The sequence below is a fragment of the Rhizobium sp. 007 genome (assembly GCF_015353075.1).
Lineage (GTDB): Bacteria > Pseudomonadota > Alphaproteobacteria > Rhizobiales > Rhizobiaceae > Rhizobium.
The window spans coordinates 831,823-858,661 of sequence record NZ_CP064187.1 but is presented as its reverse complement, the minus strand read 5'-3'; the positions used below and the strand labels follow the sequence as shown (position 1 = coordinate 858,661).

Genomic DNA, 26,839 nt, shown 5'->3' with positions numbered 1-26,839 from the left:
TTCACGGGGTCAGCGAGAAGAACTTCAGCGCCTGCGGGGTTACGTGAACATACTGGGCGCCGGCTTGTCCGGCGTCCTTGTTTCTGTAAACCTGCCCGCACACCATGCGATCGAGAAAATAGCCGCCGAACCGCTCGCAGAGCCTGTTACCCTGCACCTCCACCGTGCCGGTGATGTTGGTATTGGCGCTGCGGTAGGCGGTATTGCCGGCCTTGTCGAAATACTGGACGAACGCCGTTCCGTTTTTGTGTTTTCCGCTCCACGTCTTGTCGCTGATCAGGTTGCGCAAGGCGTCTGCATCAAGCTGATCAGCTTCCGAACCGACGAACCCAAACGGCCATTCCGGAATCCCGGCCGCGCGCAATCCCGCTAGATGATGCTCCAGGTCGTCTTCGCGCCAGTAGTCGTAGAGATAGTTGTAGTAGGTAAGGTTGGCGTCCGGAAACAGTTCCAGAAGCTTGGCCTTTTCCTTCGCGCCGCGAACCCGGTCCCCTTCATACGCATAGGCTGCCGTCAGGTACTCGCGCGCAGGCTCTGCGTTGGGCAGCGCATCCCGCGCCGCCTCGATGAGCGGAATTGCGCGCCTGTTGTCCCGCGCGGTGTAAAAGACGATTCCGGCCAGCAGCCGGAAGCTCGACGGTGGAGCGGGATCGAGCCGCAAAGCATTTTCCATCTCAGCTACCGCTTCTTCGTGACTTCCCGTATGGACGAGGATCAAAGCCAGGTTGCCGAAGGCCTCCGCACTGTTGGGCTGCGCCTGTACCGCCCGGTTTGCCGAGTCCCGCGCCTCCGCGGCCCGACCGTCAACCAGCTGCAGCAGGGCGAGAACAATGTGGGCGCGCGCATTGTCGGGGTCGAGCTTGAGCGCTTGTCCGGCCGCATCATAGGCGATCTTGCGCGCCACAGCCGCCGACCAGAGGAAGTTGTAGTCGTTGCGCCAGACGTCGACGGCAACGCGCGCAATGCCGGCATGCGCATCAGCAAAGTTAGGATCGAGATCGATCGCCTTCTGATAATAGGACAGCGTGCGCCGATAGGTTTCCACGTCGCTGTAGGCGAGGCCCTCCTGCTCTGCCCGCATGTAGTAATCGTAGGCTTCCAGATTGTCGCTCGGTATCCGCTCCAGCTGGGTGCGCTCGCCCTCGCTGAGTTCCACCGCGAGCGCGGAGATGATCTTGCCGGTGACGTCGTCCTGAATTGCGAATAGATCGGCATATTGGCGGTCGTAGCGCTCGGCCCAAACCGAAAGCCCGCTCAGCGCGTCGATCAGCTTGACGTTGATCCGCAGCCGCGGCCCCGCGCGCTGCAACGTGCCTTCGAGCACGTAGTGGACGCCGAGCTCCGCGGCGACATCCTGAATCTTTCCTGCACCGTTCTGAATGGCAAATACTGAATGCCTGGCGATGACGAAGAGTCCCGAAACCTTGGACAGCTCCGTGATCAGGTCGTCGGTCAGCCCCTGCGCCAGATGATCCTGCTCCGTATCACCGCTGACATTGATGAACGGCAACACCGCCACCGAAGGTTTGTCCGGCAGGGGATAGGCGAAGCGCTCGACCAGCGTTGGCGTCAGGCCAAGCTCCCACGGCTGCCACCAGTAGGCTGTGGCAGCGGCCAAAAGCAGGACGGCAATGGCAGCCGCTAGGCCGGCAGGCATCCTCAACAGACGCTTGAAGCTTCTCGGCAATATCCGGGCTTTATTCGGATCCAGCACGACCCGGTAGACGCGGATCGGCTCGACGATGCTCTTCACTTTTTGCCTGCCAAGCGAGGTGTAGCCGACATCAAGCTTGGTTTTTACCTGATCGTAAGTCGTGCCGGAGATCGCAATCCCGCCCGGCTCGGCCAGCCCCTGTATGCGGTCCGCGATATTGACGCCATCACCCTGAATGTCGTCGCCCTCGACAATGATGTCTCCAAGGTTGACGCCGATGCGGAAATCGAGCCGCATCGCTCCATCGTCGGATGCTTTTCGCAATGCCTTCTCGCGCTGTACGTCTATTGCGCAGTGCAAGGCATCGACAACGCTGTGAAATTCGACAAGCAGGCCGTCGCCCATGGTCTTCACCAGCCGGCCGTGATGTTCGGTGATCTTGGGCAGGATGATGTCGTCCATATCCGCCTGGAAGCAGCGGCGCGTGCTCTCTTCGTCGATCTGGCTCAAACGGCTGTAACCGGCGACGTCAGCGATCAGAATTGCTGCAAGACGGCGCTCCATGTCTTCCCCGCATGCTGCGATGGCTCCCGGGCGCGCATCTTACCGCAGGTTAATTGGCGAAGCCATTATGCTGTCAGCAAGATGGGGCGTGATCACTTGCCAAGCAGTTCGTCGAGCTTTGCCTGCTCCTCCGCCGTCAGCGGGCTACCGGTCGGCTTTCCCGCACGCCGCCGCGCGAACACCAGCAGTGAGATGCCACCTACGATGATCAGGAGCACTGGCGCGCCCCAAAGCAGGACGGTGCGGGTACTGAGTCTTGGCTTCAGCAGCACGAATTCGCCGTAGCGCGAAACGATGTAGTTCAGCACCTCCTCGTCGGTGTCGCCATCGGTGATGCGCTCGCGCACCAGCAGCCTGAGGTCCTTGGCAAGGCCGGCATCGGAATCGTCGATCGACTGGTTCTGACAGACCATGCAGCGCAGTTCAGCCGACAACGCCCGGGCACGCGCCTCGAGCGCCGGGTCGGCCAGCACCTCGTCGGGATTGACGGCAAAGGCTGGTTCTGCAGAAAGAAACAGCGCGATGGCGAGGAGGATCGGCCGGATCATTCCGCCGCCTCCAAGACCGGTTTTACCGGTTTTGCCTTGCGGCGCGGGGCGCCGACGCGCAGCCGCCGGTCGGAGAGCGACACGAAGCCACCGACCGCCATCAGCAGCGTCCCGCCCCAGATCAACAGGATGAACGGCTTCCACCAGATGCGCACGACGATGCCGCCGTCCCTGGTCGGATCGCCGAGCGACACGTAGAGCTGGCTTGCCCCGAAGGTCAGGATGCCGGCTTCCGTCGTCGGCATCTGGCGGGCGGCATAGACGCGCTTTGCCGACCAGACATCCGCAACCTCGACGCCGCCGCGGCGGATACTGAAGTGTCCGCGATCTTCCTTGTAGTTTGGACCGGCCGCCGGCTGCATGCCGTCGAAATGGACGCTGTAGCCTCCCGCCTCCATGTCTCGCCGGGCTTCATTTCAAGCACATGCTCGGTCGCAAATGTCGTAACGGCAACAATGCCGAGCACGGTGACGCCGAGCCCGGCATGCGCCAAGGCCGTGCCAAAAGCCGAACGCGGCAGGCCGGAAAGCCGCCGCCATGCGATCTCCGCCGCCATCTTGCCGAAGCCTGCGCGATACCAGAGGTCGGCAATGGCACCGAAGACGAGGAACAGCCCGGCCGCCAGCCCGAGAACCGCCAACACCGGTCCGCCATGCTCGATGTAGAAGACGGCGATCGCCGCGGCGAAGGCAACCCCTGCCACGACATAGAGCCGCTGCAGCACGCCCAAAAGGTCGCCGCGCTTCCAGGCAAGCAGCGGCCCGAACGGCACGGCGACGAGCAACGGTGCCATCAAGAGCCCGAAGGTCATGTTGAAGAACGGCGCGCCAACGGAGATCTTGTCGCCGGTGAGCGTCTCCAGAAGCAGCGGATAGAGCGTCCCGGTCAAGACGGTGCCGCAGGCAACCGTGAGGATCAGGTTGTTCAGCACCAAGGCGCCTTCGCGCGAGACCGGCGCAAACAGGCCGCCCGCACTCAAACGCGGTGCGCGAAACGCAAACAGCGACAGCGCCCCGCCGATGAAGAGCATGAGAATGCAGAGAATGAAGACGCCGCGGCTCGGGTCGCTGGCAAAGGCATGCACCGAGGTCAAGACGCCGGAGCGCACCAGGAAGGTGCCGAGCAGCGACAGCGAGAAGGTGAGGATTGCAAGCAGCACGGTCCAGATCTTCAGCGCCTCGCGCTTTTCCATCACCAGCGCCGAATGCAGCAGTGCGGTTCCGGCAAGCCACGGCATGAAGGAGGCGTTTTCGACCGGATCCCAGAACCACCAGCCGCCCCAGCCGAGTTCGTAGTAGGCCCAGTAGGAGCCCATGGCGATGCCGAGCGTCAGGAAGGTCCAGGCGGCAAGCGTCCAGGGCCTGACCCAGCGCGCCCAGGCGGCATCGATCCGGCCTTCCAGCAAGGCGGCGACGGCAAAGGAGAAGCACACCGAAAAGCCGACATAACCGAGATAAAGCAGCGGCGGATGGATGGCGAGCCCGATATCCTGCAGCACCGGATTGAGGTCGCGGCCCTCGGCCGGTGCCGGATTGAGGCGGACGAACGGGTTGGAGGTCAACAGGATGAAGAGGATGAAGGCGGCGGAGATCCAGGCCTGAACCGAAAGCACATTGGCCTTCAGCCTGTCCGGCAGATTGCGGCCGAAGAGCGCCACCAGGGCGCTGAACAGCGCAAGGATCAGCAGCCACAGCATCATCGAGCCTTCGTGATTGCCCCAGACGCCGGAATATTTGTAGATCAGCGGCACCAGCGAATGCGAGTTCTCCCAGACGTTCCTGACGGTAAAGTCGGAGACCACATGGGCATAGGTCAAAACGCCGAAGGAGAAGGTCACTAGCGCAAAGAGCACGACGGAGCCAAGCGGCGCGACATCCATCATCGCCTGGTCAAGCCTGCGCGCGCCGATTGCCGGCACCAGCGAAACAACGATCGCTGCCGCCAGCGCCAGGACAAGTGCGTAGTGACCGATCTCGATGATCATTGCGTACCCTCGCCTTCCTGCCACAGACCCTGCGCCTTCAGCCGGTCGGCAACGTCCTTCGGCATGTATTTCTCGTCGTGCTTGGCAAGCACCGTGTCGGCGAGGAACTCCCGGCTGCCGGCCGCAAACTTGCCTTCCGTCACGACCCCCTGCCCTTCGCGGAACAGGTCGGGCAGGATGCCGGTATATTTGACCTTTACCACATCGCCGCTGCCGTCGGTGACGGCAAATTCCACCGTCGAGCCTGCGCCGCGCACGACGCTGCCCTCGCCGACCAGCCCGCCGAGTCGGATGCGCGTCTCCGGCGCCACCGGTGTTTTGGCAAGATCGGCCGGCATGTAGAAATAGGCGACCGACTGGCTGAAGGCGAACATGACCAGCAGCACCGCGGCGAGGATGAAGCCCATGCCGCCGCCAATCACCGCCAGGCGCTTCTGCTTGCGCGTCATTCCGTTCCTCCTTCCGCCGCAATGCCGAGTTCGCGCGCCAGCGCCATCAGCTGTCTGCCCTCTTCGCCGTCGGCAGGAAAGGCCCCCAAGGCGCGCTTCAGCGCGCTTGCGGCACGATCCTTGTCGTTCAAGACGGCATAGGAGCGGACAAGCCGCATCCAGCCCTCGAAATTGTTCGGGTCTGCAACAAGCTTCGCATCGAGGCTTTCAACCATGCCGCGGATCATCTGCTGCTGCTCACTACTGCTCATATCCCGCGCCGCCGCGACATCTTCCTCTGTTGGATTGCCCGGCGCCTTGCCGTCCGCCACCACCGGAGCGCCGCCGTTTTTGGCGATATGCTCGTTGACCAGCGGCAGCCATGGCGCATCGGCGGGCGATTCTTTCGCCAGCGCCTCGAAGGCCGCCTTCGCCTGCCCCGGTTGCCCCGCCTGCTCCAGGCTCAGCGCCACGTAGAACCTCGCACGCGGATTGTCAGGCTCGAGCGAAAGCGACTGCTCCAGCACCTTGCGCGTCTCCTCGGTCACGACACCGTTGGCGCCCGCCATCAGCGTTTCGGCCAGCCCGTCGAGACGGATCGGGTTCGGCCCGAGCAGCCGGATGGCATTGCGGTAGGCCTTTTCCGCATCGGCGATGCGCATCGCATTGTAATAGATCGGCGCTAGCACGTCCCAGCCCCTGCCGTCTTCCGGATCCTCAGCCAGATGCCGCTCCGCCTTCACAATCAGCATCGCCATGTCGTTGCCAGGATCCGCCAGCCGATCCGCCAACGGCCGCGACGGCACATCAGGACGGCCGAGCGTGATGTAAAGACAGAGCCCGAGAACTGGCAGCAGCAGGAGAACGAAAGCCTCGCTGAAACGGTGCGGGCGAACGGGCTTGCGTTCCGTCTTCGGCTCGGCAGCCGAGACGGCAATCAGCCTGCGGCCGATTTCGGCCCGCGCATAATCCGCCTCGTCGGCCGAAATCAATCCGCCAGCCAGATCGCGATCGAGTTCGCGCAGCTGATCGCGGTAGACCGCCGCTTCGCCGGCACGGTCGTCGTCAGCCGCCTTCGCGCCGCGCAAAAGCGGATAAAGCAGGAAGGCGGCAACAGCCGCGGTCATCGTGGCCACCAGAATCCAGAACATCATACCGGCCCAAATACTTGAAGCGCGGGGCCATTCCAACTGGCAAAGTCGGAATGACGAAGATTTGAGGCGTTTGGCCGCAATAGCAGGACGTTATCTGCAGCACCGGCCGAAGTCAGCCGAGCGGCGACCAGCTTCCGTCACTGTTGCGGCAGGCCGCGCCACGCGTGACGGTGTCCTTGCTGTCCGCAGTCAGTGTATGCGTGTATTGACGGCAGTTCTGCGAACCCACCTGATAGGGTGCGGCCGCCACAACCTTACCGCTTACATTGCGCCCGCTCCAGACGACCGGCTGGCCGACACCAGCCCCTTCGAGCGCCCGGTATTCGGCTTCGAGAGCCCGCTGCTTGTCGCTGTCGCTCAGCTGCACGCCGCTGCGGCCGGCAATTCCGCCCTGCAGCGCCGTGATGAACGCCGCCGATGCCGAAGGCCTGGAGGTCGTGCACGACGACAGCGCAACGGCAACAAGAAGCGAAGAAACGATCAAAACATTCGGTCGTAACATCATTCGGTCAAACCAGCATCTGGGTGTGAATCAGTGCCGCCAGATGCGCATCGCCCCATGTCGGCATTAAGGCAAAGCATGCTATGCAATTGCCTATGTCTTTGTGGCATCAAGCAATTGCTCATGCAACATCCTTTGTGACGCCGGGCAGGATTAGCCGCGCCTTCAGGCCGCCCCACTCCCCACGAGAGAGCTCGAGCCGGCCCTGATACTCGTTGGAAATCTCCGTGACGATCGAAAGCCCGAGGCCCGTTCCCGGCTTGCTCTCGTCCAATCGCCGCCCGCGCTTCAGCGCCTCGCGGATCTGGTCGGGCTCCAGTCCCGGTCCGTCGTCCTCGATGACAAGCTCCACCCAGTGCCGCCGCGCACTTGCTTCGGCACCCTTTACATCCTCGGCCGCTTCGGCTGCGCTGAGCCGCACCTTCGTCGTGGCAAAACGCGACGCATTCTCCAAAAGGTTGCCGACGGTCTCTTCCAGATCCTGCTGCTCCATGGCAACCGCGAGGTTCTGAGGCGTCACGTTGAGCTCGAATTCCTTGTCGCCATTGAGCCGCCGCATCACGCGCACCAGCCGCTCCAGCGCAGGTTCCGCATCGGTTCGCGCCAGCACCGATTCGCGCTGTGCGGCGATGCGTGCCCGGTTGAGGTAGGATTGCACCTGTCCCTGCATCGCTTCTGCCTGGCTGCGCACCAGCTCGCCGTGCGAGCGCTCAAGCACCCTCGCCTCGTTAAGCAGAACCGCAATCGGCGTCTTCAGCGAATGCGCCAGGTTGCCGACCTGCATCCGGGCGCGCTCGACGATGCGCCGGTTGCTGTCGATCAGTGCATTCACCTCGTTGGCAAGCGGTAGGATTTCCCGCGGGAAATCGCCCTTCAGCAGTTCGCTCTCTCCCGCCCGGATACGCTCCAGCGCCGCGCGCGCCTTGTCGAGCGGCTTCAGGCCGTAGAGAATGGCAAGCGCATTGACGATCAGGCTTCCGACCCCGAAGCCGGCAAGCGCCAGATAGAGACTGTGGGAGAAGTTGCTGACGTCGCTCTCGACGACCTCGACATTGCCTGACACCCTGAAGCGCGCAGCGCGACCGTCCGTGTCGAGCACCACTTCGGTTTCCGCCACCTGCACGCGGTTTCCGGTCGCGTCCGTCACCTGGTAATAGCGCTCGTAATTCTTGTCGAAGGGCGCTTCCAGCACGGAGGGAACAGGGATCGTCGCCGATCCCAGCGAAGGCGAAACCAGCGGCGCCGCCGTGTAGGTTCCAAGCGGCTCCACCACCCAGTACCAGCCGGTCCTCGGCTGGGCGAAGCGCAGGTCGCCGAGTTGGGGGCTGCCGCTCAGCGCGCCCTGATCGCCGATCGTCACGGAATTGATGACGTTGTAGAGCTGGGCGCGCAGCAGATCCTGGAAACCGCGCTCGGCGCTGCGGCGGTAAAGCGTGGAAATCAGCAGGCCGATCACCACAAGCGCCACGGTCGACCAGACGGTCGTTAGAAGCAGAACGCGTGCGGTGAGCGACTTAATGCGCATTGTTCGGCGCTTGGATGCGGTAGCCGAGACCGCGCACCGTTTCGATCAGGTCCACGCCCATCTTCTTGCGCAGGCGGCCGACGAATACCTCGATCGTATTGGAATCGCGATCGAAATCCTGGTCGTACATGTGCTCGACGAGCTCCGAGCGCGAAACCACCTCGCCCATATGGTGCATCAGATAGGCAAGCAGCCGGTATTCGTGCGAGGTGAGCTTCAGCGTCACGCCGTTGACCATCGCCTTGGAGGTCTTGGTGTCGAGCCGCACCGGGCCGCAGATGATCTCGGAGGAGGAATGCCCGGCCGCACGGCGGATCAGGGCGCGAATGCGCGCCAGCACTTCCTCGACATGGAAGGGCTTGGTCACGTAGTCATCGGCCCCGGCATCGATGCCTGCGACCTTGTCGCTCCAGCGGTCGCGGGCCGTCAGGATCAGAACCGGCACGCCGCGGCCCGCACCGCGCCACTTTTCAAGGACGGTGACGCCATCCATCTCCGGCAGGCCGATGTCGAGGATGATCGCGTCATAAGGCTCGGTTTCACCGAGGAAATGTCCTTCCTCGCCGTCGAAGGCCTGATCGACGACATAGCCCGCCTCCTTCAGCGTATCGGCGAGCTGCCGGTTCAGATTGACATCGTCTTCGACTACCAGAATGCGCATCGGTCCGCTTTCACCTCAAGTGTATCACTGGTGTTTCATAGGCCGATTCCGCCTACATCGGAACCCTGACGGTCACCTTGCGTGGACGCTGGCCGTTGCCCTGGACGAGAACGGTGATGATGCAGGTGTTGCCCGATGGCTGCACGGAAAGAAGCTGCCCGCCCGTCTGCTCGACGACCTGCTCAGCCGCCGCGCTGCAATCGCCTGCGACGCGCACGATCAGACCGCGCGGTTCGTCCGGTGAGGGCGCCGATACCGCCAGCCCGGCGGCCAAAACTACGACGCTCAAGGGAGAGGCCATGTGCATGCTTCCAACGTAATTCCAACTTGGTCCGACTATGTACTCACGTGACCTGAATGGCAAATGAATGCCCTGTAACGCCGGACGTTTAGAACAATTCTGGACTGTATTTTTCCAGAACTTCCACAGCCGAAAGACGAGAGGGCGGGATGCCGTGAAAACACAGATGTCCCGCCTGAGATTTCCTCCGCGAACGACCTGCCGGGCCGCCGGATGGCAGGTCGCGAAGGGATAGGCTGCCTGGTCTGCGCCGCCGTCAAGGATCGGGCAGCGCATTTCCCTCGGTCATGTCCATCGTCACGAAGGAATAAAGGAAGACCTCAATCCCTGCGCCTTCAGATCGGCCAGCGCCAAGACCACACACGCATCGTCCGGCGTCGCGTACAGGCCGGCCCACAGTCCAATCGGCTCATAAGATAGGCTCGGCCCGCGAGACATCGCAGGGCGCAGCCTGCAAGGATGAGGGCGGGTGATGAGTATGGTTTTCCTTGCGCCCTTCATAAACGACTTGATGAAGGCCGAAGATACAAAGCCACACCTCTTACCAGTCAGGCGAGGCGCCGTTCCGCAAATGGTTGCCGCGGCTTTCGCCGCACATGCAAAACTGCTATGGCCCATGTCCTCAGCTCTCAAATCCGTTTCAGCACGAATGTTCAAATTCCCCTTGCGCTCGGCGCAGACGATCGCCGTGCTTGCCGTCAGCCAGCTCATCGGCTGGGGCACCACCTTCGATATGCTCGGCGTCATGGGCCGCGTCGTCGCGCCCGATCTCGGCCTGCCGAACGAAGTGGTCTTTGCCGGCCTCACCGTCATGATGGTCGTCAGTGCCATCGCAGGCCCCGCGACCGGGCGTTGGCTCGCGCGCTTTGGTGCAGCCCGCGTGCTTGCCGCATCGTCGGTCACCTTCGCGACGGGCCTGCTGATGCTTGCCGCCACGCATGGGGTCGTCCTCTATGCGGCTGCCTGGATCGTCATCGGTCTTGGCGGCGCGCTTGGCCTTTCAGCGCCCGCCTATACCGCCGTCGTCGAGCGAGAAGGCCTGAACGGCAAGCGGATCATCGCCATCCTCATGCTCTTCACCGGCCTGTCGGCAACGCTCTTCTGGCCGGTCCTGACGCTGGTGACGGACGCCTATGGATGGCGCATCGCCTTCATCTTCTCGGCGGCACTTCACATTTTCGTCTGCCTGCCGCTTCATCTTTTCGCCCTGCCGAAGCCCGCCGCAACGCACACGCAAGGCACCGCCGCGGATACCCCACCGATCGCGCTATCGCCGCGTGAGCGCCGCAAGGCCTTCCTGCTGCTTGCCACCTCGACGACGCTCGGCACCTTCATCAGCTTCGGCATTGCGCCCTCGCTGATCGAAATCTTCCGCCAGTCCGGTGCCTCGCCGGCGCTTGCCCTGCAGCTCGGTTCCGCCCGCGGCGTCATCGGCATTTCCGCCCGCGGGCTCGACATGCTGCTCGGAAAACGCGGCAACCCGATCCTCACCTCGGTCATGGGCATCAGCCTCATGCTGGTAAGCTTCCTCATGCTTTTGCTATGCGGCACCTCGACGCCGCTGCTTGTCGCCTTCATCGTGATGTACGGCTTCGGCTCCGGCGTGCTTGCCGTTGCCCGTGCGCTGCTGCCGCTCGCCTTCTTCTCGCCCCGCGAATACGGCCTGCAAGCCGCCCGCCTCTCGCTGCCGCAAAACCTTGCCAACGCCATCGCCCCCGTCATATTCACCGCCACCCTCGACCGCGTCGGCACCGGACTGACGCTCACCATCTGCGCAGCGCTCGCCGCCCTCGCCCTGGTCTTCGTTTTCATGCTGGCGGGAATGGTCAGATCGGCAAAGCAGCTGGTTCCGTCACAGCCCTGAACCGCGTCTCCGCTTCGTGCAGCTTGGCCTTCGCCTCCCGGTGCGTGCGCGTCAGCCGCACGCAGCGATCGCCCCCACCGGGTTCTCATGAAGCCCTCGCGCGACAGCGCCGCATAAGAGCACCCCGTCCAGTTCGCCCGCCCCTGCGCTGCCAGCTCAGGAAACCGGACGCCGCCTTCTTCTCGGCCACAATCTTTCGTCCGCCGTAAAGCCCCACGGCAGGAAAGATCGGATGTTCATGGTGTTTTCCTGAGAGTCTGCCGCTGTCCCTCATCCGTCTGCCACCACCTTCTGCCCGTGATTACGGGGAGAAGGGATATGCCGCGCCCTCTTACACGGCCGGCAGCCGGCGTGGGCCATGTCCCCTCGCCCCAGGCGCGCGGGGAGAGGGTGAGGGTGAGGGTGAGGAGTGAGGGGCAAAATTCAGGTGAAGCGCGAAACTTCAAACGATCCGCAATCAAACGCTTTCATGGTGAGGAGGCCCACAGGGCCGTCGCAAACCGTCAATCGCAATCAGCCGAGCGGCTGCCTTACCGCTGTCTCAACATCGTAATCCGCCGCGATCCGCATTTCCCGAACCGGCCGCACGAGTTCGATCGAGCGCTGGTAATCAGGATGCGCCTTATAAGCCGCAAGTGCCGCCTCGTCGTCGAATTCGCCGTAGACCACCAGGTCGACATCGGTGCCGAGCTGGTCGGTCTTCACATTGGTGCCGATCTCCAACAGCCGCGCATGCGGAATCGCCGTCAGCACCGAAAGCCCGGCGCGCACCGTCTCCAGGTTTTCCGCGCTTGCGGTGAAGAAAACGATATGGCGGATCACCGGGGCACTCCTCATCTTCAACAAAGCCGCGCGATAGCACGCGCAAGCCACCCCTTCAACCGCTGCAGAATGCCCGGCGCCTCTTTGCGGCGCAGGGCCGCATGGAAGGTCCGGCCGTATTCGGCGAGCTTCTCCGCCCGGTCAGTGCCGTTGACGATGCGGCGTGCGTTCACCCAGTCTTCCTTTTCGGCGTTCAGGTGGTCGGCAAGCCTGTGCCCGGTGAAACTGCCAACCAGCATGCCCTCGATCAGGATCGTCACGGCGGCCGCCATCTCCATCGCACGGTCCGGCTCGGCGACGAGGTCGATGCCGGTGATCGCACTCATCGCCTCGTAGTTGCGCTTGTGGGTGAGCTGAACCAGCCCGCGGCCCAGCCAGCACTTTCCGTCCTCGTCCGGCTTCCAGTAAACGGTCTTCACCCAGGAAAGCTTGCCTGCCGCATAGGCGCGGTCGAGAATCTCGATCGCCTTTGCGTCGCTGCCGGCCAGGGTCTCACGCACCGGCTGCATCGTGAAGGCCGTCTCGTGGAAAGCCGTCGCCAGGATGTAGGCCAGCCACCGCCAGTCCGCCTGCGGCATGCGTTGCTCGAAGAAGTCGAGAATCGCCGTCATGCCCTCGACCTGCCCCTCGGAAAGGGTCCCTTTGAACAGGCTTTGCCGCACAGCATCGAAGAAGAATATCCGGTCGATGTGGATAACCATGAAATCTGACCTGGTCCTAATCGATTAAAATAATTTCAATCGTTTAAAGCGTTTAAGCCCCTGATTTACACCGCATTTGGCCTATGTCATGCGTTTCCTGTCGAAGCTCGCCGAAGGACAGGAGACCGAATGCAAACGCCCGCCAACAGCCAGCCCACCATTCCACAGCACCTCGTCGACCAGATGGAAAACGAGTGGCGCCAGATCGGCCCGGCGCGCGAAACGCAGCGCCCGGCGCCACAGCCGCCCAAGCAGCGATAAACTCATAAAACTCAAAAGGCGAGACGGCGGATCCTTCAAATCCCCCGCACCCTCGGCTCGCCGCCGCCGTCCAGGATCAGCGCCGTCAGCGCCAAGACGAGCGCATCCAGCCTGTCCGGCGAGCAGCCGCCCGAAAGCCCGTCGACGCGCAGGGCAATGCCCTTGCCGCCGGCAGCCGTCACCAACTCCGTCGTCTCCTCGATCGTTTCCGGCCTTCCGTATTCCAATTGCCGCTCTCTGTCGTGCGACCGGTCGCGCCCGCCGCGCCGAGTTCCACGACGATCCCGCGTCCGGAGCCGCGCGTGCGTCCGGCAACGAGTGCCGCCTTTCCCTTGAGGTCTGCTGCCACTTTCCCGTCCTTCACGTTCGAAAGCTTCGCCGCCGCTTAGGATCTACTTCTTCGCCCGCTCGCCGTCGCCCACCGTCAGCGGCCAATCGACGATATAATCTTCCAGGTGGTCGGGATCGATCTCCGTCTCGCTGATCGTCCGCCCGCGGGCGGAAATGCCGGCCTGGTGCACGGTTTCCGGGTCGCCGGAAACCAGCCGATGCCACCAGTAAAGATCGCGCCCCTCGTTCACCAGTCGGTAGCCACAGGTCGGCGGCAGCCAGGCGATTTCCTGCACGTTCGCCTTCGTCAGCTGCACGCAGTCCGGCACGAAATCCCGCCGCTTCTCGTAGTTCGAGCAGCGGCAGCTTTGGCCGTCAAGGAGCTTGCAGGCAACGGAGGTGAAATAGACGTCGCCCGAATCCCACTCCTCCAGCTTGTTGAGGCAACAGAGCCCGCAGCCGTCGCAGAGGCTTTCCCATTCCTCGCGGTTCATTTCGTTCAGCGTTTTCCGTTTCCAGAAGGGTAGTTCGTTCATCATTCGTTTTCTTGCAACAGCGTCCGCAAATCCGCGTGAGACGCCTTCAATTCTCTTGTTATCGGCCGCCAAATCAATCAATTATTCAGCATGCTTCGTTTATCGAAGAGCGCAATGCCGAAGGATGGCTGTGCTCTGACGCCTGGCTCGCCAGCCGTCAAGCGCGATCGGGCGGGAATATAGAACGTGCAGGATCCGGACAATCCAGAAGAACGCCCTCGCAGGAGCCGGCACATCCTGCTGAAGATCGATTCATGGATCGATTCCACCCTCTGGAACGCCGGTTTCCGCTCCGCCGAGATCTGGGAAGACGTCACCATCTTTTTCCGCCGCTTCCGCGTGCGCGGCTGGAAGCGCTTAGTCTTCGAACTTAGCGGCGAAGCGTTGACGCTCGGCGCTGCCGGGTCGGTTCTGATGCTCCTCCTCGCCCAGCCTGCCTTCGAGGCTACCAAGGAAGATTGGCGCAATCGCGGCGATTTCGCCGTCACCTTCACCGACCGCTACGGCAATGTCATCGGCCACCGCGGCGTCATCCATCAGAATTCGGTGCCCATCGACGAATTGCCGGATTCGCTGATCAAGGCGGTGCTCGCCACCGAGGACCGCCGCTTCTTCGACCATTTCGGCATTGATTTCATCGGCCTGTTCCGCGCCATGAGCGAGAATGCCCGCGCCGGCGAAGTCGTCCAGGGCGGCTCGACGCTGACGCAGCAGCTTGCCAAGAACCTTTTCCTGTCCAACGAGCGCTCGATCGACCGCAAGATCACCGAAGCCTTCCTGGCGCTCTGGCTCGAAGCCAACCTGTCGAAGAAGGAGATCCTCTCCACCTATCTCGACCGCGCCTATATGGGCGGCGGCACCTTCGGTGCGGCGGCGGCCTCGCAGTTCTATTTCGGCAAGAACATCACCGATGTGAACCTCGCAGAATCGGCCATGCTTGCCGGCCTCTTCAAGGCGCCGGCGAAATATGCGCCCCACGTCAATTTGCCAGCGGCGCGCGCCCGTGCCAACGAAGTGCTTACCAATATCGTCCAGAGCGGATTGATGACCGAGGGCCAGGTGATTGCCGCCCGCCGCAGTCCGGCGACGATCGTCGACCGCAACGAGCAGGAATCGCCCGATTTCTTCCTCGACTGGGCCTTCGAGGAGGTCCAGCGTCTTGCCGCCCGCTTCCACCAGCATTCACTGATCGTGCGCACCACGATCGACATGGGTATCCAGAAGGCGGCAGAAGATTCAGTCGAGACGTCGCTGCGCGAATATGGCGAGTCCTTTCACGCCAAGCAGGGCGCGATGGTGATGCTTGAAAACGGCGGTGCGGTGCGCGCCATGGTCGGAGGACGGGACTACGGCGAAAGCCAGTTCAACCGCGCGACGCGGGCGCTGCGCCAGCCGGGCTCCTCCTTCAAGGTCTATACCTATGCAGTGGCGATGGAGAGCGGCATGACCCCGCAGACTACCATCGTCGATGCGCCGATCTATTGGGGCAACTGGAGCCCGCACAACTACGCGAACCGCTATGCCGGGCGCGTTACGCTCGAAACGGCGATCGCGCAATCGATCAACACGATCCCGGTGCGGCTTGCCAAGGACAAGCTTGGCATCCAGCCGATCCGCGCCATGGCCAAGGCGATGGGCATCGAATCGCCGGTGCGCGACGACGTGACAATCCCAATCGGAACGTCGGAAGTCACCGTTCTCGACCAGGCGACGGCTTATGCCGTGTTTCCGGCGGGCGGCTATCAATCACGTCGCCATGGCATCGCCCAGATCCTCGATTACGGCGGCGACGTGCTCTACGATTTCGACCGCGACGAGCCGCCGGCCAAGCGCGTGCTGTCGGAAAAAGCCGATGCCTACATGAACCAGATGCTGACCCGCATCCCCTATTTCGGCACCGCCCGCAAGGCAGCGCTCGACAACGGCATCCTCACCGGCGGCAAGACCGGCACGACGCAGGCCTATCGCGACGCCTGGTTCGTCGGCTTCACCGGCAACTACACCTGCGCCGTCTGGTTCGGCAATGACGACTACACCTCGACGAACAACATGACCGGCGGCTCGCTTCCCGCCATGACCTTCAAGCGCGCCATGGATTACGCCCACCAGGGCATCGTGCTGCGTCCCATCCCCGGCGTCGAAAACCCGGCGCCGCCGGCCAAAGACACCGCCAAGTCCGCCGCCGCCAAACCCGAAGACAGCATCCCACAGCTCATCCGTCCCCGCATGCTCTCGGTGGAATCGACCAGGATCCTCAAGGCCCTCGGCGAAAAGCTGAAATCCGCCCCGCCGCTCGAAGCGCAGAAGGTGGCGAGCGCGGGGTAGGTTTCACTGCAAGACCGATGGGTGGCCGCGTGTTCACCCCCACGAACCTCATTCCTGCGCTCGTCACAGGAGCCCAGCCACGGTGCGTCCGCGCGGCGAAGAGCCTCATAGACCTTGCAGAGATGTCGCCCAATTTGGATGTCATCTCGCACTTGCCGTCCACAATGTCAGCGATCCGCTCCGGTGACACTGCGACAGCGTCTGCCGACGCATCTCCGTCGAGCTGCCGGCTTCAAGAACTCCTCTCGAAGTATTTCGCCCGGATGCGGATTGGGCAGCAAATCGTCGCTCGTCTTTGGCATGGCAGCTTCTCCTTCCTCCACATATCACCCCAATCCTCCACCGCGTATTCGGCCGCGCCCGCGCCCGCGCCATTCCACCCCGCCGGAATCAATGCTAACCCTTTCGCCTGATTTGTTTCCAAGGGCATGCAGTGTTTCGATTCCCGCTTTTTATCGCGATCACGCTGATTGTCGCTTTCGGCGGCGGAATCGTGGTTTCGCTCTATGCGTTGGACGCGACGCAAGGGTTTGGCGCAATCAAGCTCGGCGCCTGGGAAGCCTTTCCCGAATTGCAGACGGCCGATGCCGATCCTTATGCGAAGTCCCACCGCGCCCGAGCCGGCAAGCTGCTTTATGGCAGCGCCGAGGGGCTGACATTCACGGCGAGCGTCGACGACCGCGGCGAGCGGCTGAACGCGGCCTGCAGCTACCGCATCAGCGGCCAGACGCCGCCTGCCCGGCTGTGGACGCTGTTTACTTCGGACAACAGCGGCAATCCCGCCTCTATCCGTCCCGGGCTGCCGGCGGCGCTGAATTCCTGGACGATCCTGCGCCAGGCCGACAGCAGCTTCACGATCGACATTTCCGCCAATGCAAGACCGGGCAACTGGCTGGCGCTTCCCGCCGCCGGCACGTTCCGGCTGGTGCTGACGCTGTTCGACACGCCGACTGCCGGAAGTTCGGGCGTCATCGATCTCGCTATGCCGAGGCTTACGAAGATCGGATGCGGCAATGCTTAGGCTGATATTCTCAATCCTGACCGGCCTCTTCGGCGCCGCACTGCTGCATCTCGTCATCATTCTCGCGCTGCCGCACTACACCGGCAGGGACGCCCAGACGCGGGTGCTTGCTGAGGGCGATGCGAACCATTTCTATCTGCTCTCAGCACAAAACGACGACGCGGGGCTAGCAAACAGCGATCCTTTCCTGCGCACCGCCGTCTGCGCCTTCGATCTGGAAGACAACCCCGTCCGCTTCACGGCAAAAGGCAACGTGCCGTTCTGGTCGATCGCCGTCTATGACGGCGCCTCGAACGAAGTCTTCAGCATGAATGACAGAACGTCTGTGGGGGGAGCGCTGGATGTTCTCGTCGCAACGCCGATCCAGCTTACCGGTTTGCGCAAATCGCTGCCGGCGGAGCTGCAGCCGACCATTCTTGTCGAGATGAGCCACCCGCAAGGCTATGCAGTGCTCAGAACGCTTGCCCCGCAGGCAAGCTTCGATGAGGCAGCCAGAAGCTTCCTCGCGGGCGCCGGCTGTGAGGCCTATGCACCCGCCGACTGAGGCCTGGCCTCACTCGTTCTCCACGCGGTTCTCCACACGCGATGCGCGCTGCGCCGGGCGCTTCGGCATCTCCGGGAGGCGCTCGTAGCGTACGCCCGTAAACAGCAGAATCTGAGCCTTGACCGGCTCCTTTTCCTTGCGGCGTGGCACCTGTGGCCGCCGGTCCGCCAATGCGACTACTATGGCCATTCTCGTCTCCATGCACTGCCCGAGACGGATGAACGTGAGCGGATTTCACCCTGCCCGCCTGCACGGGCCAGCGCGTCCTGCGGCGCCGGATATTCCGGACCGAGGGCATTCGCGCCTTTCTCACGGCACCTATTCGAAATACCGTGAAGCGGAATCTTGACGACCGAAGCACTCAATCGCGCCGTTCCTATCCGAATTGAGACACACGATAGTTAACAGTTTACTAATATTGCAGGTTCGAGGCGTCTGCACGACACCGGTTATTAAACGCGGTTACCAGCCGTTTGGTTTCAATCCGACGAGAGCAAAAACACGAATATAATTTAACAATGATTTCAATTACTTAAAATCACGACTCGGCGAAACCCCGGGAAAGGGCGACTGTTGCATATTTGCGCCACAGACAATATTTAATTGCAGCCGCCGCATTTGAGCGTATCGTGTTTTTGCCAGTCGAGTTTTAGGGCAACGGCCGGTTGGGAGACCATGTATGCTCTTGCCGCAAGAACGGAGGGCAGATGATGTCTTTGATGTTGAACTCGTCATATTCTCCGGAAGACCTCGATGTGCTGAGATGCACATTGGACGCATGGTGCGCGGAAAAGCGGATCGATATCAAAAGCGCCGAAGCGCGATTTGCCGCCTCTGCCGCGCTCGATCTTTACCAGGCAGGCCATACCGATAGCGAAAAGCTGCTGACGGCCATGCGTTCGCACAAAGGTCTTTGAACTGCATCCCGAGTGTGCGTCCGGAGCGCCTTGCCGCTGCAAGGCGCTTTTTCATTGCGCTGGCGATCCTTCACGATGCACTTTTTGCGTGTATCATCGTCTCGTATTTGATTAAAATCTTCAGCAACCGTTAACCGTGCCGGTGTAGGATTTGTTCATCTTCGTATGGGTTGATGTGCGTTCCGCCAGCGCATGAGGGCCCGAGTTCCGCGTTTCCCAGGGTGTTCGTGTGCGTGACCGGTTTCGAGACCTAGAGGGGCCCCTGGCCATCCGGAAAAAGGATGTGGTATTGATGGCGACAGTCAGCAGTTTCGAAGGGTTGGCGCATCCCACCCGATCCGAGCTGCGCCAGTTCGCCGAACTGTTCATGCCGCTTTTTCAGGCCTCTTCCGACGAAGCTCGCCGCCAGGCGGTTGCCGCACTTTCCCAGTGCAAGACCATACCATCGGCCGTTGCCCTCTTCATCGGCAGCCAGCCGATCGCAATCGCCGCGCCGTTCCTGACGGCTTCGCAGGCGGTCGACGACGATACGTTGACCGTCATCGCCCGGTCGCAGGGAGCTGCCCACGCCCGGGCGATCGTCAGCCGCGACAGCCTTTCGCCGAAGGTCATCGATGCGCTCGTGGCGCTGCGCCAGGCCGAGCCGCGCCAGACTGCGCCAGCCGCCGTTGCCGAAGAGCCGGCAGAAGCGCATGCGCTCCCGCCGACCGCTGCCTCGATGGAGGCGGCCGATTTCGTCGCGCGCCTTGCCAGCGAAGAGGCGATGCGCGAAAGGATCAAGGGGCTGGCACGACATCTCGGACGCAATGACGGCAACCGCCTCGGCCTGCGCACGCTGTCCGACATGCAGGAGGCGCTGCTCGTCCGCTTTGCTCGCGCACGGGAGGCCGGGTCCTTCGCAACGGCGCTTGCCGAGGCGCTTTCGGCCAGCCGCTGGCTTGCCGAGCGCATCATGCTGGATCTCTCCGGCCAGCAGCTCGCAACGACCCTGACCAGCCTCGGCATGGGCTTTCTCGACGCCGTTTTCGTGCTGGAGAGACTGTATCCGCATCTTTCCGAGCCGCAGCACAACGTGACTCGCGCCTGGATGGTGCTGGATGCGCTCGATCCGGACGAATGCCATCAGCGGGTCGAAGCCTGGCGTCGCGCCGACAGCTATACCTACAAGCCGGAAGACCAGGTGCCGGCCGAGCAAGCCGCCGCTTCCGCCCCGCGCGCCATGCGCCAGGAGCCGCCGGCACGCGATAGCCGCATCGTCGGCCGCCGGTAAGAACTTCAGAGGGGGGTCTGCCGCTCGTCGGCCAGCGGCACGATCTCCGCGACGTCTTCGGCTTCGAGCTCGACGATCCAAAGATCCGGATCGAACTTCCGCTCGCGGTCGAGCAGTTCGCGCACCTTCTCGGCTTCCGATTTGTCAAGCCTGATTTCAAAAAGACGCATGCCGCTCTCCTGCTCACCGAAGACGCTTTGCGGCGCAGGCGCGTAGAGCGTTTCGAGCCCGTCGCGGAAATGCTGGCGGATGAAGATGGCACCTGCTTCCTCCGCCCCCTTCTTCTCAATAGCGGCGAAATCGCCCCTGGCGAAAACGCGGCGCAGGAGGGCGGAAACGAAGATGTCGGTGCGCAATCTCATGGGCGCGGTATAGACCGGCGGAGTGCGGGCGGCAACGCTAGACCTTTACCGCCAGCCTCAGCCCGCCCCAATGCCGCCCGCAGACGGTGATCGGCGCGGAGATGTCCTTCATCATCACGAAACTGCCGCCGCCCATGTCGCGGCGATAGGTCTGCACGAGGAAAGGTGCTGTGCTTTTTCCCGCGGCGAGGCCGACGCGGTCGTTGAAGATGCGCCGGCTGCGGCAGTTGGCGGTGTTCCACACCGTATCGCCCGGCCGCTGGGGTTCGGAGAATTTCCGGTTGTGCGTCGGCAGATAGCCGTTCTCGTCGACCGCTGCGCAAAAGGCGATGTGCTCGTCGCAGGCTGCGACGGGCTCCTGGATCGGCGGCAGCAGGCGGTCGGTGAGTTCCGTGAAAGCCGCCATGAGCTGCACCGGATCGGTTCCCGGGATCGGCCGGTACTGCCGGTTGAACAACGCCTCGAAGCCGATGCGGCCCTCGGCGACGGCATGTTCGAAGACGTCGGAAATCGCGGCGGCCACACCTTGCGCCTTGGCGATCCAGAGGCTGTCTGCCGTTTGCACGCCGGCGCTTGCTGTCAACTGCACCAGTTTCTCGGAAAGGCCGACGACTCTGTCGACGCGCTTTGCGGCGTGCTGGAGCTTCACGTTGGAATGCAGCACTTCGGCCGACATCTCGCCGAGCTTGGCGACGAAACCGGCGCATTGCTGGTCGACAGCCTCGGTGGTCCTTGCCATGACCGTGGAGCTGTCGAGGATCTGGGTGATCACATGCTCCATCTTGGTGAATGCGCCGCGCATCGCCTCGGACTTGTCCTTGACGCCGGCAGCACTTTCGCGCGCACCGCTGCCTGCCGCCGAGAGACGGTCGATCCTGATGCGCAGCTCGTCCAGCGTATCCTGGATGGAGCCAGTCGCCTTGGAGGTCTGTAGCGACAGCGCGCGGATTTCCGAGGCGACGACGGCAAAGCCCTTGCCCGCTTCGCCGGCGCGTGCCGCTTCGATTGCGGCGTTGAGCGCCAAAAGGTTCGTCTGCCGCGCGATGGTGCTGATCTCTGCGGCAACCTTGTCGACATCGGCAAGCGATTTGGAGAAGGTATTGATCTCGGCGCTGATCTCCTCAGAGGACTCCACCATATGGCCGATCTCTTCGACCGAGCCCGACAGGCGGCCGGCCGATTCCTTCAGCATGTGCCGGGCCTCCGCTGCTGTCCGGTCCGTCTCGTTGAGCGACACGGCAACTGCCCGGTTCGTCTCGGCGATCGAAAGTGCTGTCCGCGTCACATCGTCGAATGCCGTCGCATGGCGCGCCGACATCGCCGCCATGTCCTGGATGGCGCCGGCGATATCGACGAGATCGATGCCGAGCGTGGACGCCTCTTCCGCGAGCCTGGAAAGGACATGCCGCAACGCCTCCGCGCTGTGCCCATCCGGCTCGTCGGCAACCTCCTCCACCGTCTTCAGCGCATACATGACCTCGGCTCCCCCAAGCAAATTAGGAAAGCTTCAGGTAATATGGTTAATAAGTTGCAAACGAACGCGGCGGCTTAGACTTAGGTTGTAGGGCGCATACCCGAATCGGTGCAAGTATCCTAGTTCTTGCGCTGCGCATCCGGCTTTCTGGTGGTTGCCAAAAGCTCAGACCTCAGCGTCTCTGGATCGGTGATCTTGATCTTATAAAGATGGGCGAGCCAGATGCCGTCGGCAGCCAGGCGCGCGATCTTCAAGTGCGTATCGCCATCCGTCTCATTGTGGCGCTGCGCCCGTTCCTCGACCCAGCTTGCCATGAGTTCGCGCAGATACGGATCCGTCAGCGCCGAAATCGTCAGCGGCGCCCACTGGCCGCCCTTGGCGCAGAGATTGTTTTGGAAGACCGAGTTGATGTAGGCGCGCGTGAACGCGCCATACGGCTCGGGGTCCTTGGCCATACGGGCATCGATATCGTCATCGATCGCTTCAAGAAGTTCCCCGAAGACGGCGTCGATCAGGTCCTTCTTGCTCGGAAAATGATGGATGAAGCCGCCCTTGGTCACGCCCGCTGCGTCCGATACGGCCTGAACGGTCACGGAGGCAAGCCCTTCCCGCACGGCAAGTTTTGCCGCTTCATCTATCAGGGTCCGCTTGACCAGCTCCGGCTGTTTCCTGCGCCTGTACGAACTTTCCATCGTCTATCTCTTGCCCCCCGGCACGCAATCAAGGCACGTAATCAGAGCGTGCCGCGCGATGGCAATGTGTGTCGCACAAAATAACATCTGTATTGCTTCGGGCAAATTCTTTTGAGAAGCTTGAGATCGTAACGCAACGGTGACAATGCGTGAGCTGGGCGTGAGGGCCGCGCGTCGGATGAGCGGGTCCAGATGGCCTGTACCGGCCAGGCCGGTTCATGTATCAGTCGAAGCCGGGGTGGAAAAAAATTATAAGCGATGAGGGATCGTGAGTTCAAAAACTGGGGAAAATGTAAAGAGGCCGCGCGGGCGTCCTAAAAGCGTGGACACCGATCAGCGACGGGATGAGATAATCGGCGTGGGATGCGATGTCTTCATCGAATACGGATACATCAATACGACGGTTGATGTGATAGCGGCCAGATGCGGCATTTCCAAACGAACCTTCTACGAGTTCTTCAACGGAAAAGCTGACCTTCTGCGGGATATACTGAAATCTCGAAGCGATTCCATTTTCTTCGTACCGGAAATTGATGACCAGCTTCCGCTGGAGGAACAGCTCGCCAGAATCTTCTTTATCGATGAAGACGGTGCGGCAGACGCGCCCGGCATGAATGACTACTTCATGATAGAGGTCGGCTGGGAAGCGGCGGAACACGTCGCGGAATTGCGGGACGATTTCAGCCTCGCGCGTGCAAAGCTCGCCGAGTGGCTCAGGCAGATGAAGCAGAAGGGCCGTATAACGGTTGCTGACGCAGACGCTGCAGCCACCATGCTGATCGGCATCGTCTTCGGAAGCTTGAGCATCGGCCGGGCGGAAATGGATTTGGAAAAACGCGCGAAGCGGACTCGAGCCTACCTTCGTTCGAGCCTTAATATTTTCGCAAAGGGGCTGACCGCCTGAATTGAAGAAGAGCCCGGCTGGGATACCGGGCTCTTCCCTCGAAACTGATCAGAGGTCAATTCAGATCAGTTTTATCGCGTTTGATTAGAAGTCGCGCTGCAGGCGGAAGAAGCCTTCGACCCAGTCCTGATCCGCCGCGTTGTCGTGATCGTCCGAAACATAGGTTGCAGTGAGCTTTGTGGAAAGGTTCTCTACGACCTTGTAATCGAGCGTAACGCCAGCACGCAGCTCGCTACCGCTGTCCCAGCTGCCACTCGCGTCGGCATCGATGTTGTCGATGTACTGAACAGCAGGGGTGACCGTGAACTTGTCGGTTGCCTTGAGCGCGTACTGAGCAGCCACGGACCATTCGCCGGCGTCGTAGTAGCCGTTGAAGCCCTGATCGCCCAGACCGGTGGAATAGATACCGGCAACCGAAAGCGTGCCCGGGCCAACGTCAACGCCGACCTTTGCGAGTACGGCGCCTTCCTGGGCGTCGGTGTCGTAAGCGCCGATAATCGCATAGGTGAAGCCGCCGACCTTGCCGCCGATGGAACCGTCGATACCGAGGTTGTTGGCATTTCCGCCCTCTGTCTGAACCAGTTCTTCGAGAGCGATACCGGCATAGAAGTCGCCAGCGTCGTACTGATAGCGGATGGAGTTCTGCTTCGTCGAACCATCGAGGGTCGTCATGACGTCGGTTTCGCCCGAGAAGTCATCATCCCACCAGTTGGCGAACTTACCAACACGGAAGCCGGCGAGATCGATGTAAGCCTCGTCGATGCCAGTGCTGTCCTGAGAACTGCCGAACGTAGAAGATGCTCCAGCCGAACGAGCGTCGCTGTCAACTTCGTTCGGACGGAAATTGGATTCAAGAATGATCGCACTCGTCAGAACGCCGTATTCCGTATCGCTCTTTGCGATGACGTTGATGTGCGCACGCGTGCGGGCATCCCAGTCCTCAGAGCCGTTGTTCTTGAATGCGTCGCCAGCACCGAAGCCAACGTCGAAACGGACGTAGCCGCCGATCTGGAGGCAGGTTTCGGTGCCCGGGATGTAGAAGTAGCCGGTGCCGTAAGCGTCGCAGACGCGGACGTACTCAACCGGTTCCGGTTCGGCAGCGACGATGGCGTCGGCGGCCTGAGCACCGGAAACTACTGCGAGGGCAGCAGCGGAGCCGAGAAGAAGGCTCTTAATGTTCATTTTTGTCTCCGTTCCAGAGGCCAACCCCAAGGTTGGCTCTTGCTAGCGCGATGGATGCGGTCCCCTGAAATTTCAGTCCGCCAGGAGTTGCCGGGGCGATTTGCTCCGGCAACGCAACCTTTAGAACAGGCGATGCGCCAGCCCGTCAATTATTTAATAAACGTGTTCGTACCAAATATAGTTTCGAACCAGCGGACGTTGTATTTTTGCCACAATCAGACCTGCCAGAGCGGCCGTTTCGCGGTCAAGATTGTGCTGCCCGGCCAAGCTAAAGAGGCCGCTGAGAGAGATTCCAACAAAAGAAAGCCGAGCTCCACCGCCACGCAAAAATGGGGTGGTGAACAGCAGCCGGCAGTGCCATATCCGGCTCTTCCGGTCAGGCGGCCTCTTTGCAGCGGCAACCTCTCACGAAGAGGTGGATGCACCCTTTGAGATAGCCAATAAGGCTCGATCTGTCCGGCAAGCCGCCACCTGCGGTCATGCAGGATGCCATTCCTCCAAACATCATCGAGATCAGCATCGTTGCCGCGTGGTCCGGGTCTTCGATGTCAAGCACGCGCTTTGCATCCTGGAACGACAGCCAGTCAGCGAGCTGCGCTATTGCTCTTTGGCCGTTATAGTCGTGCGCCTCTCGCTGCAATGTCGGACCGGTGGGATAGAGCGCGCTGATGCATGCCATGATCTTACGTTCGGCTTCGACCGGATCGGCTTGATCAAGATGGAAGATCACCATCAGCACATCTTCAGGAACCCGCGTTTCATCCAGCGGACGAGGAAGCTGCAGGAGTCCGCGCGGAGGTGCCACGCGCGAAGTGCTCCACTGAAGAGCAAAGCCCGTGATGTATTTTCGTGCTCGTGAATTCAATGATCGGGTGATAGAGGCGAACCGGGAAATGTCGGAGTAGACAACCTCGAAAGTGAGGTCCTTCGACCCTCGAAGGAGCCGAAAAGTCTGATCGCCCCCTAAGTGAAATTCAGCCACGCTCGATTTGGCTATTGCCGGATAGAGCGACGAGAAATGGTCGAAAAGAACCTTGTAAAGCCGCGGGTTGTCCGCGCTGCTCAGGGAGGCGATTGATTTATACATGGCGCGATCAGAAATATGTGTTTCGGATAGAGCGCTGCCGGAATCTTCAAACAACATTCGGGCTATCCCGGCAGGCAAAAATCTTTGAGCTGGCCGGCCATGGGCCGTCGGCCAACAGTATCAGACAGGAAAAAGATACCATACGGCTGGTATCTTTCAAGCGAAGTTGACCACGGTCTCAAAACGTACCTCTTCGCCAACCAGCGGCCGATGACAATCAAAATTACATTTCGATATTGCCCTAACGAATTTCAAGGCCCTGCAGGCACATTGCCTTCGCAATTTTCCGCGGTGCGAAAGCCGGTCCGCCACGGTCAAATCGCCCCAATTTCCTTCAGGTTTCGAGGCTCCGTCACGTTGGCTTCACACGCACGAAAGAACGGGACGCGACAACTCGCCGCAATTGGCGCGCACCAATAATCTGATCGATGGGGCGGCGATGGAGGAGCCGGCGTGCCGGGCGTTTCGGATCGTTCAAGCAAACGACTCCGTGCCAGCGACCTTCTCGAACGTGCTGAACTGGAATTGCTGCACCGATCCCCATGGGGTCGTGTGCTCATGCCGGCGCGTTGCGGCAAGCTTGAACCCGCTGCCGAGAACATCCTGCAGGCTTTGCGCATCGTAGCGGGCGACCGGCAGGCCGCTGCATTTTTCCGGTCCGTCGGGCGCAAAGGTACCGATCACGGCTTTGCCGCCATTCTTGAGAGCCTGCCCCAGCACCCGAACATAGGCCTTTTGGTCGGCCGCCTCCGTCAGGAAGTGAAAGGCGGCGCGATCGTGCCAGAGATCATACTGGCGGCCGGGCGTCCAGGCGGTCATGTCCGATACGATCCACTGCACACGCGTCGCATCTGTCAGTCGCGACTTTGCCGTCTCGATGGCTGCGGCAGACAGATCGAGGACGCTGATATGGGCCTGGCCGGATGCCACAAGAGCATCGACCAGCCGCGAGGTCCCGCCGCCGATGTCGATCACCGACATGTCCGGCGTCAGCCCGGCCTGACGCAGCAGAACCATCGAGAGTTCCGGCGTATCCTCGTACCAACTGACTTCGCTCTCCGCCTTGGTCTTGTAGACAGTCTGCCAATGGGCTTGCCGGTCACTTGTGGACATACCCACTCCTTTTTGAGGAAGAAAGTTTACCAGATTTCGAGCGAGCATGCCGAAGGAAGCGTCAACCCCATCGCCAAGCTTGATCGGCCCGCATCCCAGCCTATCTTGCCTCT

General features: G+C 61.7%; 27 protein-coding genes and 2 pseudogenes. 8 read left to right on the top strand and 21 right to left on the bottom strand.

Features of this window, described 5'->3' with window-relative positions:
* Nucleotide 1 precedes the first annotated feature (1 nt).
* The 10 genes and pseudogenes from ISN39_RS04180 to ISN39_RS04135 form a co-directional block, all read right to left on the bottom strand.
* The gene (locus ISN39_RS04180; protein WP_194729275.1) at nucleotides 2-2,218 is read right to left on the bottom strand and encodes an adenylate/guanylate cyclase domain-containing protein; all 2,217 of its coding nucleotides are present in this window, start codon (nucleotides 2,216-2,218) and stop codon (nucleotides 2-4) included.
* Between the two features lie 92 nt (nucleotides 2,219-2,310).
* Nucleotides 2,311-2,766: a cytochrome c-type biogenesis protein gene (locus tag ISN39_RS04175; RefSeq protein ID WP_194729274.1), complete on the bottom strand. Its 456-nt coding sequence runs from the start codon at nucleotides 2,764-2,766 to the stop codon at nucleotides 2,311-2,313.
* Nucleotides 2,763-4,750, bottom strand: a pseudogene (locus ISN39_RS04170) (heme lyase CcmF/NrfE family subunit). Before ISN39_RS04170 ends, ISN39_RS04175 begins: the two are co-directional and overlap by 4 nt.
* Nucleotides 4,747-5,199: a cytochrome c maturation protein CcmE gene (ccmE, locus tag ISN39_RS04165; protein ID WP_074067092.1), complete on the bottom strand. Its 453-nt coding sequence runs from the start codon at nucleotides 5,197-5,199 to the stop codon at nucleotides 4,747-4,749. Before ccmE ends, ISN39_RS04170 begins: the two are co-directional and overlap by 4 nt.
* Nucleotides 5,196-6,332, bottom strand: a complete 1,137-nt coding sequence (gene ccmI, locus ISN39_RS04160) for a c-type cytochrome biogenesis protein CcmI (protein ID WP_194729273.1) — start codon at nucleotides 6,330-6,332, stop codon at nucleotides 5,196-5,198. Before ccmI ends, ccmE begins: the two co-directional genes overlap by 4 nt.
* 112 nt (nucleotides 6,333-6,444) lie before the next feature.
* Nucleotides 6,445-6,837 (bottom strand): membrane protein, encoded by a 393-nt coding sequence (locus ISN39_RS04155; protein WP_039844357.1) that lies wholly within the window; start codon nucleotides 6,835-6,837, stop codon nucleotides 6,445-6,447.
* 118 nt (nucleotides 6,838-6,955) lie between these two features.
* Nucleotides 6,956-8,359: a HAMP domain-containing sensor histidine kinase gene (locus tag ISN39_RS04150; protein ID WP_022714561.1), complete on the bottom strand. Its 1,404-nt coding sequence runs from the start codon at nucleotides 8,357-8,359 to the stop codon at nucleotides 6,956-6,958.
* Nucleotides 8,349-9,020, bottom strand: coding sequence for a response regulator transcription factor (locus ISN39_RS04145; RefSeq protein ID WP_074067089.1), 672 nt, complete (start codon nucleotides 9,018-9,020; stop codon nucleotides 8,349-8,351). The genes ISN39_RS04150 and ISN39_RS04145 overlap by 11 nt, the downstream gene beginning before the upstream one ends.
* A 52-nt stretch (nucleotides 9,021-9,072) precedes the next feature.
* A complete protein-coding gene (locus ISN39_RS04140; protein WP_022714559.1) occupies nucleotides 9,073-9,321 on the bottom strand; it encodes a hypothetical protein in 249 nt (82 codons plus the stop codon).
* A gap of 297 nt (nucleotides 9,322-9,618) precedes the next feature.
* Complete coding sequence (locus ISN39_RS04135; RefSeq protein WP_194730281.1) at nucleotides 9,619-10,032, bottom strand: hypothetical protein; 414 nt, start codon at nucleotides 10,030-10,032, stop codon at nucleotides 9,619-9,621.
* Between ISN39_RS04135 and ISN39_RS04130 the strand changes: the two genes are divergently transcribed.
* Nucleotides 9,938-11,185 carry an MFS transporter gene (locus ISN39_RS04130; RefSeq protein WP_194729272.1) on the top strand — a complete coding sequence of 416 codons (1,248 nt, stop codon included), beginning with the start codon at nucleotides 9,938-9,940 and terminating at the stop codon, nucleotides 11,183-11,185. The two genes, ISN39_RS04135 and ISN39_RS04130, sit on opposite strands and share 95 nt — an antisense overlap.
* 513 nt (nucleotides 11,186-11,698) lie before the next feature.
* Here the strand turns inward: ISN39_RS04130 and ISN39_RS04125 are convergent.
* Together ISN39_RS04125 and ISN39_RS04120 are read right to left on the bottom strand one after the other, a co-directional pair.
* On the bottom strand, nucleotides 11,699-12,007 hold the full coding sequence (locus tag ISN39_RS04125; RefSeq protein ID WP_194729271.1) for a Dabb family protein: 309 nt from the start codon (nucleotides 12,005-12,007) through the stop codon (nucleotides 11,699-11,701).
* A 17-nt stretch (nucleotides 12,008-12,024) separates the two neighbouring features.
* Nucleotides 12,025-12,708 (bottom strand): hypothetical protein, encoded by a 684-nt coding sequence (locus ISN39_RS04120; RefSeq protein ID WP_194729270.1) that lies wholly within the window; start codon nucleotides 12,706-12,708, stop codon nucleotides 12,025-12,027.
* A gap of 129 nt (nucleotides 12,709-12,837) precedes the next feature.
* On the opposite strand from ISN39_RS04120, the gene ISN39_RS37580 reads away from it, so the two are divergent.
* Nucleotides 12,838-12,969 carry a hypothetical protein gene (locus ISN39_RS37580; protein WP_281438304.1) on the top strand — a complete coding sequence of 44 codons (132 nt, stop codon included), beginning with the start codon at nucleotides 12,838-12,840 and terminating at the stop codon, nucleotides 12,967-12,969.
* Between the two features lie 95 nt (nucleotides 12,970-13,064).
* Here ISN39_RS37580 and ISN39_RS04110 read toward each other — a convergent pair.
* Both ISN39_RS04110 and ISN39_RS04105 read right to left on the bottom strand, forming a co-directional pair.
* Nucleotides 13,065-13,318: pseudogene (locus ISN39_RS04110) on the bottom strand (short-chain dehydrogenase); the annotation flags it as partial.
* 43 nt (nucleotides 13,319-13,361) lie between these two features.
* The gene (locus ISN39_RS04105) at nucleotides 13,362-13,835 is read right to left on the bottom strand and encodes a YcgN family cysteine cluster protein (RefSeq protein WP_194730098.1); all 474 of its coding nucleotides are present in this window, start codon (nucleotides 13,833-13,835) and stop codon (nucleotides 13,362-13,364) included.
* Between the two features lie 186 nt (nucleotides 13,836-14,021).
* Here ISN39_RS04105 and ISN39_RS04100 point away from each other — a divergent pair, with 186 nt between their 5' ends.
* From ISN39_RS04100 to ISN39_RS04090, 3 genes are all read left to right on the top strand, one after another.
* Nucleotides 14,022-16,160 (top strand): transglycosylase domain-containing protein, encoded by a 2,139-nt coding sequence (locus tag ISN39_RS04100; protein ID WP_194729269.1) that lies wholly within the window; start codon nucleotides 14,022-14,024, stop codon nucleotides 16,158-16,160.
* Nucleotides 16,161-16,593: 433 nt separating this feature from the next.
* Nucleotides 16,594-17,181 (top strand): DUF1214 domain-containing protein, encoded by a 588-nt coding sequence (locus ISN39_RS04095; protein WP_194729268.1) that lies wholly within the window; start codon nucleotides 16,594-16,596, stop codon nucleotides 17,179-17,181.
* Nucleotides 17,174-17,725 carry a DUF1254 domain-containing protein gene (locus tag ISN39_RS04090; RefSeq protein WP_074067082.1) on the top strand — a complete coding sequence of 184 codons (552 nt, stop codon included), beginning with the start codon at nucleotides 17,174-17,176 and terminating at the stop codon, nucleotides 17,723-17,725. The genes ISN39_RS04095 and ISN39_RS04090 overlap by 8 nt, the downstream gene beginning before the upstream one ends.
* Nucleotides 17,726-17,734: 9 nt before the next feature.
* On the opposite strand, the gene ISN39_RS04085 is transcribed toward ISN39_RS04090, so the two are convergent.
* On the bottom strand, nucleotides 17,735-17,914 hold the full coding sequence (locus tag ISN39_RS04085; protein WP_074067081.1) for a hypothetical protein: 180 nt from the start codon (nucleotides 17,912-17,914) through the stop codon (nucleotides 17,735-17,737).
* A 521-nt stretch (nucleotides 17,915-18,435) separates the two neighbouring features.
* Here ISN39_RS04085 and ISN39_RS04080 point away from each other — a divergent pair.
* Nucleotides 18,436-18,642, top strand: a complete 207-nt coding sequence (locus tag ISN39_RS04080; protein ID WP_194730097.1) for a hypothetical protein — start codon at nucleotides 18,436-18,438, stop codon at nucleotides 18,640-18,642.
* A 229-nt stretch (nucleotides 18,643-18,871) separates the two neighbouring features.
* Complete coding sequence (locus tag ISN39_RS04075; RefSeq protein WP_194729267.1) at nucleotides 18,872-19,912, top strand: hypothetical protein; 1,041 nt, start codon at nucleotides 18,872-18,874, stop codon at nucleotides 19,910-19,912.
* A 5-nt stretch (nucleotides 19,913-19,917) separates the two neighbouring features.
* Here the strand turns inward: ISN39_RS04075 and ISN39_RS04070 are convergent, their stop codons facing one another.
* The 3 genes from ISN39_RS04070 to ISN39_RS04060 form a co-directional block, all read right to left on the bottom strand.
* Nucleotides 19,918-20,274 (bottom strand): DUF1491 family protein, encoded by a 357-nt coding sequence (locus ISN39_RS04070; protein WP_194729266.1) that lies wholly within the window; start codon nucleotides 20,272-20,274, stop codon nucleotides 19,918-19,920.
* 37 nt (nucleotides 20,275-20,311) lie between these two features.
* On the bottom strand, nucleotides 20,312-21,748 hold the full coding sequence (locus ISN39_RS04065; protein ID WP_194729265.1) for a methyl-accepting chemotaxis protein: 1,437 nt from the start codon (nucleotides 21,746-21,748) through the stop codon (nucleotides 20,312-20,314).
* 119 nt (nucleotides 21,749-21,867) lie between these two features.
* Nucleotides 21,868-22,440 (bottom strand): TetR/AcrR family transcriptional regulator, encoded by a 573-nt coding sequence (locus ISN39_RS04060; protein ID WP_194729264.1) that lies wholly within the window; start codon nucleotides 22,438-22,440, stop codon nucleotides 21,868-21,870.
* Nucleotides 22,441-22,762: 322 nt separating this feature from the next.
* Between ISN39_RS04060 and ISN39_RS04055 the strand changes: the two genes are divergently transcribed.
* Nucleotides 22,763-23,344, top strand: a complete 582-nt coding sequence (locus ISN39_RS04055; RefSeq protein WP_194729263.1) for a TetR/AcrR family transcriptional regulator — start codon at nucleotides 22,763-22,765, stop codon at nucleotides 23,342-23,344.
* Nucleotides 23,345-23,428: 84 nt separating this feature from the next.
* On the opposite strand, the gene ISN39_RS04050 is transcribed toward ISN39_RS04055, so the two are convergent.
* The 3 genes from ISN39_RS04050 to ISN39_RS04040 form a co-directional block, all read right to left on the bottom strand.
* A complete protein-coding gene (locus tag ISN39_RS04050; RefSeq protein WP_039844342.1) occupies nucleotides 23,429-24,526 on the bottom strand; it encodes a porin in 1,098 nt (365 codons plus the stop codon).
* 376 nt (nucleotides 24,527-24,902) lie between these two features.
* Nucleotides 24,903-25,670, bottom strand: coding sequence for a TetR/AcrR family transcriptional regulator C-terminal domain-containing protein (locus ISN39_RS04045; protein ID WP_074067074.1), 768 nt, complete (start codon nucleotides 25,668-25,670; stop codon nucleotides 24,903-24,905).
* 417 nt (nucleotides 25,671-26,087) lie between these two features.
* Nucleotides 26,088-26,726 (bottom strand): class I SAM-dependent methyltransferase, encoded by a 639-nt coding sequence (locus ISN39_RS04040; protein ID WP_194729262.1) that lies wholly within the window; start codon nucleotides 26,724-26,726, stop codon nucleotides 26,088-26,090.
* Nucleotides 26,727-26,839: the final 113 nt, after the last annotated feature.